Raw genomic sequence first — 12,674 nt, forward strand, 5'->3', positions numbered from 1 at the left:
CCCCCGAAAGGACAGCGGACTATTAACAGCTCAATAGCGGTTAGTCAAGATGAAAACTGAGCTTTATTTGAGCGACGTCGACCCGACCACCTCGATCGTGAACTCCTCCAAGTCATCGGGCAAATTGGAAAAAACCACCATAAAGCCGACGGATTGTCCCGGCTCGATTTTTACATTGCTGCGGTTGTCACCCAGGCGGTTGGCCAGCCGCGCCTGGATTTTATCCCACGCCAGGTTGGCCAACTCAAGGTCGGACATCACATTTCCGGCATAGACCTTCTCCTGCTTGACCGCTGTTTTCCCTTTGGCGAAAAGTTTGCCTACCAGGCTGATCATCCCACGGTTGTCAGCATACCCGTTTTTTATCATGCCTGAAATCACGAAGATCTTGCCAACATTGGCGTTGTCAACAAACTTACTGTTGATATCATATGTGGACAGCTCCAGGTTGCCGGGATCCTGCACCTTGGGTCCCAGGTAATCGCTAATAAAGAGAATCTGGATGCCGCTTTGGCTCATGAAATACAGTGCCGCAAACCCGCAGAGCCCCACTAAAAGCACGATCAGCAAGATAATCAACGACCTGTTTGCACCGGTTTTCACCGGTTTGGGCCGTTCAGCGGCAAGGGGCGGTTCCGGAATTCCCGCAGGTTGAGGCGCAGCAGCAGGCATGGGCGGCACCACATGATTTTTCTCGGCTTGGGCTTGGGATTCGGCGACGGTAACCGTCTCGCTTAGGCCTTCGTCATCAAGTATCTCCTCCGCTTTATCGCGGTCTTCCAGCTCAAAATCGAGCGCCATGTCATCGGATTCAGCACCGGCGGCAACACCGGGAGATTTTTCTTCAAAGTCAGAGAGATCAAATTCGAGCTCATTGTCCATGGCGACCGTTTCGTCAGCACCGCCAACGGGTTGATCCGCGTCGAAATCCAATTCCAGTTCCGGCTCTTCTTCCAAATCGTCGGTCGCATTGACATCGACATCCTCCAAAGCCTGTTCCAAATCGGACAGATCCAGTTCTTCATCTACGACAACAGGCTCTTTATTTTCGCCTCCAGACATCCATTTCTCGGTCTCAAGGCTGGCCTCGATATCCAAATCAAGGTCCTGCTCCGGCAGGGTCGTAAACTTGGCATCCCCCGCTTCCGGCTCTTCCAGCATCTTCTCGATTTCAGAAAGATCGATCTCCTGGTCGGCCGCATCGTCCATCTCCATGGATTCCAACGCGTCTCCGTCCCCATCCAGGGAAAGTTCGAGGTCATCCAGGGCAAGATCTGCCGGACCTGCTTCGTCGGCCGCCGTTTCAACGCCCCCGGGTTCGTCCATTTCAAGCGTCGGTTCGGGTGTCGTTTCATCATCGAAAGAGAGTTCCAGGTCCTCTTCATCCCCAATGACCACGGTGGCCGCATCTTCTTGCGGCGCGTCATCGCTCAGCAGGCTTTCCAAACTGGAGAGATCCAGGTCATCGGAAAGCTCGGGAATGGAATTCGATGATTCGGCCGGTTCCAGCTCGCCGTCTTCCAAATCCAGGGCCAGCGTAAGGTCATCGGGGAAATCCAGGTTCTCCTCGGCGGGTCGGTCCGCCGGTGCCTCGTCGTCCAACTCCAGATCAAGGTCCAACACAAGCGTATCGGAAGGCGTGTCCGTTGCGCCGCTTCCGGCATCCATGGCCGGCGGAGAATTCTCATCAGCCTCCAGATCCAGCGTCAGTTCGAGGTCGTCCAGCTCGTCATCGAACCCGCCTCCGCCATTTTCGTCCGGTGCCCCCCCTCCCTCCGCGTCGGCTGAATCCGGGGAAAGATCATCCAACTCGAGGGCATCCACATCAAGATCGGCAATCATCGTTACGTCATCCGCAGCGTCGTCGGGTACCGGGGAGAGATCCAGATCAAGATCTTCATCGATACTGGCAATCATGGTTGCATCGCTCTCCATGGTTGCGTCTTCGGCGAAATCGAAATCAGATGCCGATTCCGTATCGAGGGAAATGTCCGTCAATTCATCATCCAAATCCAGATCAAGTGATGCGCTGGAAGCGTTATCGGCTGCGGCCGGCGCAGCCATATCTTCTTCAATGTCGAACTCAAGATCCAGTTCCTCGGCCACAGGGGAGGCATCTGACGCAGGTGGTTCAGGCGGCGCCGATGGAGCGGGGTCTGCGACCGCCGGCGCTGTTGGTTCGGGCTCGCTTTCCAGAGATGCGGGGGATTCCGGTGGGTAAACGGTGAACACCTTGGCGCAGACCGAGCATCTGACCTTCGAACCAGTAGGTTTGATCATCTTGTCATCAAGATTGAAACTGGTACTGCACGTGCTACAGGTGATAATCATAGCTCCCCTCACTGACTAAAGTTTCATATGGTAGATTTCGGGCAAGTTCCTGAAATTCTCGGCGTAATCCAAGCCGTACCCAACAAGAAAACCGTCGGCTACCGTACTGCACGCGTAATCGACCGCAACAGCCACCTTACGTCGTTCACGTTTGTCGATCATGGCGCAAACGCGGACACTGCGCGGTCCGAACCCTTTTAGATGGGCAATCAAACGGGTCAGGGTCAATCCGGTATCAACGATGTCCTCGACCAACAATACATCTTTACCACGGATATCAAGGTCAACATCCTTTTTAAGGGCGATATTTTCTGATGATACAGTATCGGCACCGTAACTAGAAGCTTGAAGAAAATCGATCTTAATTTTTTCGAGGGTCAAACAGCGGGCCAGGTCCGCAAGGAAGATGAAAGCGCCCTTGAGCACACCAATCAGAATCAGCTCACGACCTTCATAATCGGCCGAAATGGCGGCCGCGACACGGGTAATCTGGCGATGGATATCCTCTTTTTCAACAACGGGAATAAATTCAGGCATATGAAATCTTCAGTTCAGGTTTATGGCTGGCAAGCACGGTGAACCGTAAGGGCAGAGGGTTTAGAAGCTGTTTGAGAAGTTCGGGTTTTTCAAACAACGTCTTAAAGTCAATGGGTTTGCGCGGGTGTTGCCAGCAGTCTGGCTATAAGACAAAAGACTGAGGCGAAAGAGCGGGACATTCGACTGCCCTCATCCAAGGCGAACGCCCTTCGCCTCAACCGGTATTCAACATCGATTCGGAACATGGGGAAAAATATGGAGGGCCATAGCCGGATCCGCATGGCCCCCCAATGCATGTCATCTGACAAACCGAAAATTACCCCACCGATGGTTAGTTGTCAATGAACTTAATTTGTTACATACCCGTGGCGGCGAGTTCTTCGATCAATTTCTTCTGTTCCTTGCTCAGTTTTTTGGGGACATCCACCAAAACGGTGACATACAGATCCCCTTTGGCGCTTCCCTTCATTTTGGGCAAGCCGTGCCCGGCAAGCCGCATGCGTGTTTTGTGGCGGGTACCGGCGGGTATTTTCAAGCTTAATTCGCGCCCTTCAAGCGTGGGGACACTGACTTGGGTACCGAGAATGGACTCACTGAGACGAATGGTCACATTGGCGTTCAGATCCCATTCGTCATTGGTGAAAAACGAATCGTCGACAACCCGCGATTGGATGAAAAGATCTCCTGTCGGGCCACCATAAGGGCTGGGTTCCCCCTTTCCCGCGAGCCGGAGCTTTTTCCCGGTAATCATTCCCGGGGGAATCTTAACGGTAATGTTTTCACTGCGTCCCTGATGCTGGAAAGTGACGGTTTTACTAGTTCCGCTGGCGACCTCCTGCAGGGTTAACGGCAGTTCATAAACCAAGTCGGATCCCTTTGCTGGCGCCTTGCGGCGCGGATGACCGCCGAAAGGACCACCGCCGAAGGGAGATCCGCCGCCAAAAGAAAAGCGCGCTCCCTGACCGCCGAAGCCGAATTCCTTGAGAATATCTCCCAGATCCACATTCCTGAAGATGTCTTCCTGAGAATAACGCTGATGAAACCCCGTAGAACCGAAGGTGTCGTACTGCTGCCGTTTTTCTTTGTCGCTGAGAACGGCATACGCCTCGCTGACCTTCTTGAACATCTCTTCGGCGTTTTTATCCCCCTTCGAATGATCCGGATGATACTTCATCGCCAGCTTGCGATAGGCCTTTTTGATCTCACTGTCGGTGGCGTCCTTGGATACGCCTAAAATCTTGTAATAGTCCTGTTGGGACATGATACGTTCTACTCCCTGTCGACGGCCGATGCCCTCAAGATGGGTTCCGAACCCGGCAAATCCGCTCCGAAGATGGATAGTCGCCCGTTGGACGCATCCTTTTCGGGACGCGGATGCATCGAAACCACAGCATCTCTCGTGATGATCAAACCATCGTTCTTTTGATTTTTTTGCGTGCCGGCCGTCTTGTTCGGGTCCATCGGCAACCCGGCCGTCAGGCAAAATTGATGATGCTGAAAAATAAGGTGTAAGCCTTTTAATGTCAAGCCGTTGGGAATGGATCAGGCCGGGTTGTCAAGCCGGTCGAGACGCAATCGGTGGCGGTCGTCAAACAAGCGTCGTGCCCCAACCCAGACGGCAATCAAGGCGCCAAAGCCAGCACCGGCGGAAATGATAAACATCACCAGGATCTGGTACTTGACCGCTTCCATGGGCGGATTACCGGCGAGGATCTGACCGGTCATCATCCCCGGCAGACTCACCAGGCCGGCAGCCACCATGGCGTTGATGGTCGGGGTCATGGCACTGCGGGCACTGGCGCGACGGATATCGGCGATGGCGTCGACACTGGTCTGCCCCAGCATCAGTCGTCCCTCGATGACCGTACGCCGCTCCCAGGCGGCCTCGGTCAAGCGATCCAACCCCAGGGAGACCCCGGTCATGGTGTTGCCCAACATCATGCCAAGCAGGGGGATGGCGTACTGCGCCGTATACCAGGGGGAAACACGAATCACCGCCAGCAGGGCGAATGTCGTGATCGTGAAGGAGGAGACGAACATGGCGCCGGTACCCAGGCCGAATCCCCACCATCCGGCAAAGCGCCGTTTCTGTCGCGCCATCGCCTCACGGGCGGCGGCCAGCAGCATGACGGCAGCCATGCCGGCCATCCACAGCGGGTGGCTGGCGGCGAAAACCACTTTCAGCACCAGCCCTACCAACCCAATTGGAGTGTGGTCCGGATGGCAGCGATCACGATCTGGCCGCCCAGCCCCAGCCGCATCCGCCAACTGGTCAGTGCCAGCAGCAGGACCAGCAGGGCGGCCAAGCCAAGATCCGTGGCCGACAGAACAATCGTATTAACGCTCACGAGACCACCGTAACGGCGTTGAAGCCTCCGCCCGCCATGGAATAGATCCGGTCGGCCATCCGCTGCAGTTGCGCTTTCGAATGGCCCACCCACACGATCCCCGCACCGGTTCTCGTCCGGTAATCGACCATCAGCGTCTCGACGCGCCGGGTATTTTCCTCATCCAGGTTGGCCGTGGGCTCGTCGAGCAAAAGCAGTGGGGGCTGGTTTTCCAACAGGCGCAGTAAGGCCAGGCGTTGGCGTTCGCCACTGGAAAGCCGCGCCACGGGCCAGGTCAGGATCCGGGAATCAAGGGCCAGATGCTGCAATCCCTCGGTTACCGGCGTGGAGAAATGCGCGCCGACCGTATCAAACCACCAGGCGCTTTCGGCCGGCAGCAATCCCACCTGGCGCCGCCAATGCGGTGCCGGCAAAAGCGCCTGTTCGGTGCCATCCAGCTGAACCGTGCCACCATGGGGTTCCAAATCGGCGACAGCCCGCAGGAAAAGACTTTTCCCAGAACCCGAAGGCCCGGACAGGCCCACGCATTCCCCGGGTTCGACCACCAGGTTTAACGGACCGACGGCATGGATGGACAAATCCGTCACCTGCAGACGGGGAATCAACGCTCCCTCCAAATGCGCAGATAGATAATGAGGACCGAAAGGGCCGCCGGCGTGATGCCCTCGATACGGGAGGCCTGGCCCAGGGAGGCGGGGCGGACGGCGCTCAGTTTTTCCTTGAGCTCGCTGGAAAGGCCATGGACCGTGGCGTAGTCGGCATCCTCGGGGAGCTTGATGTGCTCCAGGTGTCTGAATTTCTCAATTTCCTGGAGCTGGCGCTGGATATAGCCTCGTACTTGGTCTCGATCTCCACCTGTCGGGTCACCCGTTCATCCAGGGGCGGATCGACCGGTGCCAGGGTATCCACGGCCTGGTAGTCCAGCTCGGCCCGCTTGAGCAGTTGCGCCAGATGGATACCGCTGTCAATGGCCGGCGTCTGTCGGGACGCGAGGTAGGCGTTCACCTCGGGCAGCGGCTTGATCACGGTTTTCTTGATGCGCTCGATCTCGGCGGCGATCTCGGCTTTGCGGTCCCGCAGGATTTTCACCGTATCGGCGTCCACAATGCCCAGATCGTGGCCGATCTCCGACAGGCGCAGGTCGGCGTTGTCCTCGCGCAGCATCAGCCGATACTCGGCCCGGGAAGTGAACATGCGATAGGGTTCCAGGGTTCCGCGGGTCACCAGGTCGTCCACCATGACGGCCATGTAGGCCTGGCTGCGGTCCAATACGAAGGGAGGCTTTTTTTGCACGGCGCAGGCGGCATTGATGCCGGCCCACATGCCCTGGGCGGCGGCTTCCTCGTATCCGGAGGTGCCGTTGATCTGGCCGGCCAGGTAAAGGCCGCGCACCCGTTTGGTCTCCAGGGTCGGCCGCAGTTGAATCGGATTGATGAAGTCGTATTCGATGGCATAGGCCGGGCGCATGATTTCAGCCGCCTCGAGCCCGCGCACCTGCCGGACGACCCGGAGCTGAACGTCCATGGGCAGGCTGTTGCCCAGACCCGAGGCGTAGATTTCACGGGTGTCCAATCCCTCGGGTTCGAGAATGATCTGGTGACGGTCGCGATCGGGAAAGCGCACGATCTTGTCCTCGAAGGAGGGACAATAGCGCGCCGGCACGCCTTTGATGATACCGCTGTGCAGGGCAGAAAGATGCAGGTTCTCGCGCACCAGGCGGTGAACGTCCTCGCTGGTATGCCCGATATAGCTAGGCACCTGGGGCAGTCGCGCCAATGGCGCGGAGAAGGAAAACGGCCTGAGCGGCTCCTCCAGCGGCTGCTTTTCGAACTGGGAGAAATCGATGCTCTCCCGGTCGAGGCGCGGCGGTGTACCGGTTTTCATGCGGCCCAGGCGAAAACCCAGGGCCTTCAAATGCTCGGGCAGCCGGTAGGCGGCGAATTCACCGGCCCGGCCGGCCGGCATCGTGGAAAAACCGATGTGCACCAACCCCGAAAGAAAAGTTCCGGTGGCCAGGACCACCGTGGGGGCCTGGAAGCCGAAACCGGTGTGATCCTCGACGCCCACGACCCGGTCGCCCTCAACGATCAGGCGCTCCACCAGGGCCTGCTTGAGATCCAGGCAGGGCTGGGCCTCCACCACGGCTTTCATGGCCGTATGATAGCGGCCCTTGTCATTCTGGGTACGCGTGGACTGGACCGCCGGTCCCTTCTTCGTGTTCAGGGTCTTGTACTGGATGGCCGTCTGGTCGGCGATCTTGGCCATCTCGCCACCCAAGGCGTCGATCTCCTTGACCAGCTGGCCCTTGGCCATGCCGCCGATGGAGGGGCTGCACGGCATGGCGGCCAATTTGTCCAGATCGATGGCCAGAAGCAGCACCCGGCAGCCCATCCGGGCCGCCGCCAATGCGCCTTCGCAACCGGCATGGCCGCCACCGACGACGATCACGTCGTATTGTTTCGGATAAATCCCCATTTTGGTTACTCGGAGGTGATTCAGGAATCGTCCGGTCCCTAAATCCAAATCGGTTTCGTCAAAGATATTACCCCTTTTTCTTTTGTGCGGCGAACTATATAATCCTGCCGTTACCAAGGTCAAGCAGAGGATCGCCATGCCGGAAAAACCCTACCAGGACCTGAACAGCTACTTTCGCAGCCTTTTCGGCGGCCGGGTGCACAAGGTCACCGTCGATGCCGGATTGAACTGCCCCAACCGCGACGGCACGATATCCACCGGTGGCTGCATCTATTGCAACGCGCGGGGCTCGGGAACCGGCGCCCACGCCCAGGGGCTCTCGATCCGCCAGCAGATCGAACGCGGCCGGGAACGGATCGCCCGACGCTTCAAAACCGACCGGGTCATGGCCTATTTCCAGTCCTTCACCAACACCTACGCCCCGCTTGACCATTTGAAGGCACTTTACGCGGAAGCCCTGTCCGTGGACGGGGTAGTCGGATTGGCCATCGGCACCCGCCCGGACTGCGTGACCCCGGAGGTATTGGACCTGCTCGCGTCCCATGCCCGCCGGTTCCTTATCTGGGTCGAATACGGTCTACAGAGCGCCCACGACCACACCCTGGCACTGATCAACCGGGGCCACGATCTGGCCTGCTTCGAAAGGGCCGTGGCCGCCACCCAGGGCCGCAACATCAAGATCTGCGCCCACGTGATCCTGGGCCTGCCCGGCGAAACCCGCCAGGAGATGCTCGAGACGGCCGATATCATCGCCGGCATGGGCATCGACGGCGTGAAACTGCACCTGCTCTACGTGGTGCACGGCACCGCCCTTGCGTCCCTGTATCGAGAAGGCCGCTATCATTGTCTGGAACAGGAAGAATACGCCGATCTGGTCTGCGCCTTTATCGAACGGCTTCCCCCATCCATGGTTATCCAGCGCCTCACCGGGGATCCCCATCCCAACGAACTGGTCGCCCCGACCTGGTCTCTCGAAAAACGTAAAACCCTGGAGATGATCCTCGCCCGTTTTCGGGAACGTGACACCTGGCAGGGGAAATATTTTATTCCCGAATGATTCCTTGACGAATGGCCGAAGAGGAATTAAACATTTGTTTATATCGTCCGTTTTAAACAATTGTTTTCCACGACGAGGAGCCTCCCATGGCCCATTCCTCCCAAGACCGATCGGTTCGCGATAAAATCATCGACGTTGCCGGCGACGCATTCGGCCGCAAGGGATACAAGGCAACTACGATCCGCGAAATCTGCAAAGCCGCCGGTGTCAACGTGGCCGCGATCAACTACTATTTCGGGGGCAAGACCGAGCTTTACCGCACCGTGGCTACGGACCTGATTGCGTCGACCTTTGACCGCTACCCGGTAGATGAGGGCGTCGATGCCACCTCCGCTCCCGAGCAGCGCCTGAAGGCCTTTGTCCGGGGTGCCCTACGCCGCTTGCTCTCCCCTGACGGACTTTCCGGCTATCCGGGCAAGGGGCAGCTGGTGGTTCGCGAGCTGGCCGACCCCTCACCCTTCATGGACGACCTGGTGGACGCCTTCATCCGTCCCACGGCCGCCATTTTGGCTGACATTATTACCCAACTCCTGGGGCCCGGCGCCACCGCGCAGATGATCGCCCGCTGTCAGATCAGCGTCATCGGCCAATGCTTTCATTACGCCATGGCCCGCCCGATCCTCATCCGTCTGGCCGGGGCCATGGTTGCGGATGAATCGGCCATCGACGAACTGACCGACCACATCACCCGCTTTTCCCTGGCCGGCATCGCATCGGTGCGGCGGTATCTGACGGATCCGGCGGCCGAACCACGCCCGTCCGGCCGACCCAATGGAGAAACCCCATGAAAAAACGGCTGCGTATCCTCATTCCCATCGCCATCGCCATCGTCATCTTGGCCATCGCAGTCTGGAACGGACTGCTGAAACCACGCATCGGCCAGGGGGAGCTGCAACTGTCCGGTAACATCGACATCACCCAGGTGGACATGGCCTTCAAGGTCACAGGTCGCCTCCATGAGCGGCTGGTGGATGAAGGGGATCCGGTATCCCGCAATCAGCGGCTGGCCATACTGGACGACACGGACCTTGCGCTCCAACTCAAGAAAGTTCAGGCCGATGCCGGATATGCCGCCGCAGTGCTGGCGGAACTCGAAGCCGGTAGCCGCCCGGAAGAGATCCAGGCCGCCAAGGCGCGGGTCGGGCAGGCCCGGTCGCATCTGGAGGATCTGCTGAAAGGCAGCCGCAACCAGGAGATCGCCGAGGCCATGGCCGATGTCCAGCGGGCAAAAGCGGATGAGCGCACGGCCAACAGTCAGCTGGTGCTGGCTCAAGCCGATTTCAAACGTTACGCATCGGTATTCAAGACAGGTGGCGTCAGCCGCCAGGACTACGATACTCAGCGAACACGGCGGGATGCGGCCCAAAATGCCTTTTCCGCAGCCGTTTCGAGGCGCAAGGCCGCCGAAGAACGCCTCAGCCTGCGCAAAGCCGGCAGCCGGGAAAACCAGATTCGACAGGCCCGCTCGGCGCTGGCCCAGACCCAAGCCGATCTTGACCTGGTGGTGGCCGGCCCGCGCAAGGAAGCCATTTATCAGGCACGGGAACGCAAGGCGGCGGCCGATGCCGGGGTGGCCCTGGCCCGACAGCAGCTCGCCGACACCCAACTGTTCGCCCCCTTCGACGGCGTCGTGCTGAGCACCTCGGCCGAGCCGGGCAGCTATCTCTATCCCGGTACGCCCGTGCTCACCATCGGCGACTTGAAAAACGTCTGGCTGCGCGCCTTCGTGGCCGAGGCCGACCTGGGGCGCATCCGTCTGGGCCAGACGGCTTTGGTAACGGTGGATGCCTACCCGGACAGAACCTGGAAAGGCCGGGTCAGCTTCATCAGCAGCGCCGCCGAGTTTACCCCCCGGTCGGTGCAAACTTTCAAGGAACGCACCAACCTCGTCTACCGCATCAAAATCCAACTGGACAATCCGGACGGGGTGCTCAAACCGGGGATGCCTGCCGATGCGCGCGTCGAGGCGGCGCCGTGAATCGTCCGGATGATACACCGGCCATCCGGATCGAGAAGGCCACCCGTCGTTTTGGCGACCTGGCGGCCGTGGACGGTCTCTCCCTGACCGTCGCAGCCGGCGAGATCTATGGTCTGGTGGGACCGGACGGCGCCGGCAAATCCACGACCCTGCGCATGCTGGCCGGTCTGCTGGATCCGTCCGACGGAACGATCCGGGTGGCCGGCTGCGACCTGCCCGCAGAAAGCGGTGCCGTCAAGACCCATCTGGCCTACATGAGCCAGCGGTTCGGCCTTTACCCCGATCTGACCGTCGACGAGAATATCGTTTTTTATGCCGATCTTTACGGGATGACGCGCAAGGCCCGCGAGGAACGGCTCGACGAACTGCTCGACTTCTCCAATATGCGCCCGTTCCGCAAGCGTCTGGCGGGCAATCTCTCCGGTGGCATGAAACAGAAGCTGCAGTTGATCTGCGCCCTGATCCACACGCCCGAAGTGCTGCTGTTGGACGAACCCACCAATGGCGTCGACCCGGTCAGCGCCGTGATTTCTGGCGTATTCTCTATCGCATGCTCAAGTCCGGGGTGGCCATCCTGGTCACCACCGCCTATCTGGACGAAGCCGAACGCTGTAACCGCATCGGGCTGATGGACCAGGGCCGGCTTTTGGCCGAGGGCCGTCCGGACCAGGTGCGGGCATCTCTCAAGGCATCCATTCTTTCCGTCCGCAGTCCTGAAAGCCGACAGACCAGCCGCCTTTTGCGTGAACAACTGAGCGGCGTCACCAGCGTGGATCTTTACGGCGACAGCGTCCACATCGTCTGCCAGGACACGGCGGCCGTCACCCGCGACGCAACCCGGATTCTGGAACAGGCCGGCATCCCGGTGGATGAGATCCGCGCCGTCGCCCCGACCCTCGAGGACGTCTTCGTCAACACCGTCGCCCAGCCGGGCACGCCGGCCGCATCCATCGTCTCGACCCGCCTGCCGGTAACAACCCGTAGCGCGGATGCGGTTGCCGTCGAAGTCAAGGACCTGACCCGGCGCTTCGGCGATTTCGTGGCCGTGGACCATCTCCAACTGAGGGTCAACACCGGCGAGATCTTCGGTTTTCTTGGGCCCAACGGCGCCGGCAAGAGCACCACGATCCGCATGCTCTGCGGCCTGCTCAGTCCCTCGGACGGCGGCGGACGGGTAGCCGGTTGCGACATCGCCACCCAGGCCGAGGCCATCAAGCAGGAGATCGGCTACATGAGCCAGAAATTCTCCCTCTACGACGATCTCACGGTGTCGGAAAATATCGATTTTTACGGCGGCATTTACGGGCTCGACGGCTCCCGGTTGGCCGAACGCAAGCGCTGGGCACTGGGCATGGCCGGTCTGGAGGAACGCGAGCACCATCCCACCCGACTGCTGGCCGGCGGCTGGAAACAGCGTCTCTCCCTGGCCTGCGCCATCCTGCATCGGCCACCGATCATTTTCCTGGACGAGCCCACCAGTGGCGTGGATCCCCTGAGCCGGCGACGTTTCTGGGATCTGATCTACGACATGGCCGGGCGCGGGCGTACCGTGTTCGTCACCACCCACTACATGGAAGAGGCCGAATACTGCGACCGGGTGGCCTTGATCTATCGCGGCCGCATGATCGCCCTGGGCTCGCCCCGGGAACTGAAGGAACGGATGGTGGAGGAAACGATCCTTGATCTGCGATGCGCCAACGCCCAGGATCTCATGGATGACCTGGCGGCCCTTGCCGGCGTGCTCGACGTGGCCCTGTTCGGCGCGGGGCTACACATCAAGGTGAAGGCGGCGATCCCGGCCATGGCACGCATCCAGGCGCTGATCGACCAACGCGGCGCGGCCGACGCGACCCTGGCACCCATCGTGCCCACCATGGAGGATGTCTTTGTCGCCCTCATCGAAAAGGAAGATCGCCACAGTGAAACGGATCGATAACACGAAACTCCA

At 59.5% G+C, this 12,674-nt stretch carries 13 protein-coding genes; 5 read left to right on the forward strand and 8 right to left on the reverse strand.

The window, feature by feature from the left end; genetic code table 11:
- Positions 1-63: 63 nt before the first annotated feature.
- The 8 genes from JCM12296_RS04475 to mnmG all read right to left on the reverse strand — a co-directional run bounded on the left by JCM12296_RS04475 (position 64) and on the right by mnmG (position 7,691).
- On the reverse strand, positions 64-2,331 hold the full coding sequence (locus JCM12296_RS04475) for a DUF3426 domain-containing protein (protein WP_083455824.1): 2,268 nt from the start codon (positions 2,329-2,331) through the stop codon (positions 64-66).
- A gap of 15 nt (positions 2,332-2,346) precedes the next feature.
- The gene (hpt, locus tag JCM12296_RS04480) at positions 2,347-2,868 is read right to left on the reverse strand and encodes a hypoxanthine phosphoribosyltransferase (RefSeq protein WP_054690393.1); all 522 of its coding nucleotides are present in this window, start codon (positions 2,866-2,868) and stop codon (positions 2,347-2,349) included.
- A 355-nt stretch (positions 2,869-3,223) separates the two neighbouring features.
- A complete protein-coding gene (locus JCM12296_RS04485; RefSeq protein ID WP_054690397.1) occupies positions 3,224-4,129 on the reverse strand; it encodes a DnaJ C-terminal domain-containing protein in 906 nt (301 codons plus the stop codon).
- Positions 4,130-4,410: 281 nt separating this feature from the next.
- Positions 4,411-5,055 carry an ABC transporter permease gene (locus JCM12296_RS04495; RefSeq protein WP_340147737.1) on the reverse strand — a complete coding sequence of 215 codons (645 nt, stop codon included), beginning with the start codon at positions 5,053-5,055 and terminating at the stop codon, positions 4,411-4,413.
- 5 nt (positions 5,056-5,060) lie between these two features.
- The gene (locus JCM12296_RS49750) at positions 5,061-5,216 is read right to left on the reverse strand and encodes an ABC transporter permease (protein WP_340147738.1); all 156 of its coding nucleotides are present in this window, start codon (positions 5,214-5,216) and stop codon (positions 5,061-5,063) included.
- Positions 5,213-5,821, reverse strand: coding sequence for an ABC transporter ATP-binding protein (locus tag JCM12296_RS04500; RefSeq protein ID WP_246803981.1), 609 nt, complete (start codon positions 5,819-5,821; stop codon positions 5,213-5,215). The genes JCM12296_RS49750 and JCM12296_RS04500 overlap by 4 nt, the downstream gene beginning before the upstream one ends.
- Entirely contained in the window at positions 5,818-6,021 is a 204-nt protein-coding gene (locus tag JCM12296_RS51290; RefSeq protein ID WP_306303962.1) for a hypothetical protein, read from the reverse strand. Before JCM12296_RS51290 ends, JCM12296_RS04500 begins: the two co-directional genes overlap by 4 nt.
- Entirely contained in the window at positions 5,925-7,691 is a 1,767-nt protein-coding gene (gene mnmG, locus JCM12296_RS04505) for a tRNA uridine-5-carboxymethylaminomethyl(34) synthesis enzyme MnmG (RefSeq protein WP_306303960.1), read from the reverse strand. The genes JCM12296_RS51290 and mnmG overlap by 97 nt, the downstream gene beginning before the upstream one ends.
- A gap of 136 nt (positions 7,692-7,827) precedes the next feature.
- Here mnmG and mnmL point away from each other — a divergent pair, with 136 nt between their 5' ends.
- The 5 genes from mnmL to JCM12296_RS04530 all read left to right on the forward strand — a co-directional run bounded on the left by mnmL (position 7,828) and on the right by JCM12296_RS04530 (position 12,662).
- Positions 7,828-8,748 carry a tRNA modification radical SAM protein MnmL/YtqA gene (mnmL, locus tag JCM12296_RS04510; protein ID WP_054690501.1) on the forward strand — a complete coding sequence of 307 codons (921 nt, stop codon included), beginning with the start codon at positions 7,828-7,830 and terminating at the stop codon, positions 8,746-8,748.
- A gap of 86 nt (positions 8,749-8,834) precedes the next feature.
- Positions 8,835-9,536: a CerR family C-terminal domain-containing protein gene (locus tag JCM12296_RS04515; RefSeq protein WP_054690404.1), complete on the forward strand. Its 702-nt coding sequence runs from the start codon at positions 8,835-8,837 to the stop codon at positions 9,534-9,536.
- Positions 9,533-10,726, forward strand: a complete 1,194-nt coding sequence (locus JCM12296_RS04520; protein WP_054690407.1) for an HlyD family secretion protein — start codon at positions 9,533-9,535, stop codon at positions 10,724-10,726. The genes JCM12296_RS04515 and JCM12296_RS04520 overlap by 4 nt, the downstream gene beginning before the upstream one ends.
- A complete protein-coding gene (locus tag JCM12296_RS41350) occupies positions 10,723-11,355 on the forward strand; it encodes an ABC transporter ATP-binding protein (RefSeq protein WP_083455825.1) in 633 nt (210 codons plus the stop codon). The genes JCM12296_RS04520 and JCM12296_RS41350 overlap by 4 nt, the downstream gene beginning before the upstream one ends.
- On the forward strand, positions 11,277-12,662 hold the full coding sequence (locus JCM12296_RS04530) for an ATP-binding cassette domain-containing protein (RefSeq protein WP_246803982.1): 1,386 nt from the start codon (positions 11,277-11,279) through the stop codon (positions 12,660-12,662). The genes JCM12296_RS41350 and JCM12296_RS04530 overlap by 79 nt, the downstream gene beginning before the upstream one ends.
- Positions 12,663-12,674 lie beyond the last annotated feature (12 nt).

The organism is Desulfosarcina cetonica JCM 12296 (assembly GCF_001311845.1).
Taxonomy (GTDB): domain Bacteria; phylum Desulfobacterota; class Desulfobacteria; order Desulfobacterales; family Desulfosarcinaceae; genus Desulfosarcina; species Desulfosarcina cetonica.